This window comes from Tropicimonas sp., assembly GCF_047971885.1.
Classification (GTDB): domain Bacteria; phylum Pseudomonadota; class Alphaproteobacteria; order Rhodobacterales; family Rhodobacteraceae; genus Tropicimonas.
Window position 1 is genome coordinate 1 of record NZ_JBKEAE010000060.1, and the last position, 3,012, is coordinate 3,012.

Annotated in this window: 5 protein-coding genes and 1 pseudogene; 1 reads left to right on the plus strand and 5 read right to left on the minus strand. The window is 64.1% G+C overall.

The genetic code is table 11. The features are described 5' to 3' along the window. Positions 1-402 (plus strand): IS5 family transposase (locus tag ACK5IR_RS05765; protein ID WP_416926812.1); only part of this gene is annotated, 402 nt, incomplete at its 5' end. Positions 403-411: 9 nt separating this feature from the next. Here ACK5IR_RS05765 and ACK5IR_RS05770 read toward each other — a convergent pair. From ACK5IR_RS05770 to ACK5IR_RS05790, 5 genes and pseudogenes are all read right to left on the minus strand, one after another. Next, positions 412-1,110, minus strand: coding sequence for a Crp/Fnr family transcriptional regulator (locus tag ACK5IR_RS05770; protein ID WP_416926814.1), 699 nt, complete (start codon positions 1,108-1,110; stop codon positions 412-414). Positions 1,111-1,388: 278 nt separating this feature from the next. Further along, positions 1,389-1,802, minus strand: a complete 414-nt coding sequence (gene rplP, locus ACK5IR_RS05775; protein ID WP_416926815.1) for a 50S ribosomal protein L16 — start codon at positions 1,800-1,802, stop codon at positions 1,389-1,391. Positions 1,803-1,815: 13 nt separating this feature from the next. Continuing rightward, complete coding sequence (gene rpsC, locus ACK5IR_RS05780; RefSeq protein WP_416926817.1) at positions 1,816-2,538, minus strand: 30S ribosomal protein S3; 723 nt, start codon at positions 2,536-2,538, stop codon at positions 1,816-1,818. Then, the gene (rplV, locus tag ACK5IR_RS05785; RefSeq protein WP_416926819.1) at positions 2,538-2,918 is read right to left on the minus strand and encodes a 50S ribosomal protein L22; all 381 of its coding nucleotides are present in this window, start codon (positions 2,916-2,918) and stop codon (positions 2,538-2,540) included. Before rplV ends, rpsC begins: the two co-directional genes overlap by 1 nt. Positions 2,919-2,924: 6 nt before the next feature. Then, a pseudogene (locus ACK5IR_RS05790) lies at positions 2,925-3,012 on the minus strand (30S ribosomal protein S19); the annotation flags it as partial.

Consider the following 3,012-nt stretch of genomic DNA (forward strand, 5'->3'; position numbering starts at 1 on the left):
ACCAAAGGCGGCATGAACACCAAACTGTACGCCATCTGCGACAGCCAGGGGCGCCCGCTCGACCTGTTCGTCACCGCCGGGCAGGTCAGCGACCATATCGGCGCACGGGCGCTGCTCAGCAATCTGTCAAAGGTCGACTGGCTGCTCGGGGATCGGGGACACGACGCTGACTGGTTCAGAGAAGCGTTGAAAGACAGAGGGATACGCGCTTGCATCCCCGGCCGGAAGCAACGCAGGATCCCGGTCAAATCCGACACGCGCCGCGACAAACGGCGCAACCGCATCGAGATCATGTTCGGCAGGCTCAAGGACTGGAGGCGCGTGGCAACCCGCTATGATCGCTGTCCAAAGGTCTTCCTCTCAGCAATCGCCCTCGCCGCAATCGTCATCTATTGGCTATGAGTCCTGACCCTAGCGCGCCCAAGCGTTGGCCGGGTCTTCCTCGGCAAAGGACCGGAGTGCCTCGACATCGTCGATCTCGGCCTTGTTCTGCCGCACCATCACGCCATGATCCTTGAGCTTGGCGAAGGCCCGGCTGAGGCTTTCGGGTTTCATCCCCAGACGCCCGGCGATCAGCACCTTGTCGTAGGGCAGGGTCACCTCGCAGGCGCCGTCGTCGTTTTCGGTCAGCTCAAGCAGGAATTCCGCGACGCGCTGCGCGCCGGTGCGCGCCTTGAGCGCCTCGAGCTGCGCCACCAGCGCATGCAGGTGGGTAAAGGTCGCCGAGAGAACCGAGGTGGCGACCTCGGGGTTCTCGCGGATCTGGCGCAGCAGAAGATCGGCCTCGATGCGGATCAGCCGGCACCAGGTCACCGCCTCGGCCGAGACCGGGTAACGGTCGTTCCGGAAGGCTACCGCTTCGCCAAAGCTGCGCCCCTTGGTGAAAACGCCAACCACCGCTTCGGCGCCGTTCGGTGCAATACGATAGAGCTTCACCCAGCCGTCCAGCACGATATAGATGGCCTGCGCCTGCTCTCCCTGCAGGAAGATGGTGGTGCCGCGCTCGAACACGCAGGCGCGCGCGCCGTCGAGCAGACGTTCCCGAATGTCCTCGGGCAGCCCCGAGAGCAGCAGGGTGGAGCTTGCGACGGCGCGATCGTTGTCCTTCACGGCAGTCTTTCGTTAACTGTCTGGTGTACCCAACAGATGATCGGGTATTGGACGGGAGTCCAGACGCGATCGGCGGGTTTGCCCGATTATCGATCGATTTCCGGCAATCGGCCCGGCACCCGAACGCAAGGCTACCACCGGTCCGGACGCTGGATGCCATCGAAACACAAACGAAAACCCCGTCAGAATGACGGGGTTTGCCGGTGTTCCGGAAAGCCCTCCGCGAAACGGAGGGCTTTCGTCGCCGCATGAGCCCGCAGATGGCCGGCTCCGGGCCTTTACCAGTCCTCGCGGACGACCATGCGGGTCTTGATCGGCAGTTTCATCGCGGCAAGGCGCAGCGCCTCGCGCGCCACGGTCTCGCTGACACCGTCGATCTCGAACATCACCCGGCCGGGTTTGACCTTGGCGGCCCAGAAATCGACCGAACCCTTGCCCTTGCCCATCCGGACCTCGGTGGGCTTGGAGGTGACCGGCGTGTCCGGGAAGATGCGGATCCAGACACGGCCCTGACGCTTCATGTGGCGCGTCATCGCCCGGCGGGCGGCTTCGATCTGGCGCGCGGTGATGCGGTCGGGCTGAGTCGCCTTCAGGCCGTAATGGCCGAAGGCGAGGTCGAAACCGCCCTTGGCCTCGCCGTGGATACGGCCCTTGTGCAGCTTGCGGAATTTTGTGCGCTTCGGTTGCAGCATCTCGTTCTACTCCTTAGCGGTCGCGGTCGCGGCGGCCACCGCCCGATCCGCGCGGGGCGGGCCCGTCCTGAAGCTCCTGCGTGCGCCGGTCGCGCGCCGAGGGATCGTGCTCCATGATCTCGCCCTTGAAGATCCACACCTTGATGCCGATGATCCCGTAGGCCGTAAGGCCCTCGGCCTGGGCATAGTCGATATCGGCACGCAGTGTGTGCAGCGGCACCCGTCCCTCGCGGTACCATTCGGTCCGCGCGATCTCGGCGCCGCCAAGACGGCCGGCGACGTTGACCCGGATGCCGAGCGCACCCATGCGCATGGCGTTCTGCACCGCGCGCTTCATCGCGCGGCGGAAGGACACCCTGCGCTCGAGCTGCTGGGCGATGCTCTCGGCCACCAGTTGCGCGTCCAGTTCCGGCTTGCGGACCTCGACGATGTTCAGGTGCAACTCGCTGTCGGTCATCTTGGCCAGCTTCTTGCGAAGCACCTCGATATCGGCGCCCTTCTTGCCGATGATCACGCCCGTGCGGGCGGTGTGGATCGTCACCCGGCATTTCTTGTGCGGGCGCTCGATGATCACCTTGGAAACGCCGGCCTGCTTGCATTCCTTCTCGATGAACTCGCGGATGGCGATGTCTTCGAGCAGCAGGTTGCCGTAATCCTTGGTGTCGGCGTACCAGCGGCTGTCCCAGGTGCGGTTCACCTGAAGGCGCATACCGATCGGATTGACTTTGTGACCCATTAGGCTTGCTCCTCGACCTGGCGGACCTTGATGGTGATCTCGGCGAACGGCTTGTTGATCCGGCCGTACCTGCCCCGCGCCCGCGGGCGGCCGCGCTTCATGGTCATGTTCTTGCCGACCCAGGCCTCGGCAACGATCAGTTCGTCGACATCCAGGTTGTGGTTGTTCTCGGCGTTGGCGATGGCGGACTGAAGGCATTTCTTCACGTCCGCCGCGATCCGGCGCTTGGAGAAGGTCAGGTCGGTCAGGGCCTTCTCGACCTTCTTGCCGCGGATCAGTGCCGCAACCAGATTCAGCTTCTGCGGCGAGGTGCGCAGCAGGCGCAGCTTCGCCATCGCTTCGTTGTCCGCCACGCGGCGGGGATTCTTATCCTTGCCCATGGCGGATTACTTCCTCTTGGCTTTCTTGTCCGCCGCGTGACCGTAATAGGTCCGGGTCGGAGCGTATTCACCGAATTTCTGGCCGATCATGTCC

Bases quoted from the DNA above. Each gene is read 5' to 3' on its own strand.
- rplP (WP_416926815.1), bottom strand. From the start codon at position 1,802: ATGCTGCAACCGAAGCGCACAAAATTCCGCAAGCTGCACAAGGGCCGT.
- rpsC (WP_416926817.1), bottom strand. From the start codon at position 2,538: ATGGGTCACAAAGTCAATCCGATCGGTATGCGCCTTCAGGTGAACCGC.
- rplV (WP_416926819.1), bottom strand. From the start codon at position 2,918: ATGGGCAAGGATAAGAATCCCCGCCGCGTGGCGGACAACGAAGCGATG.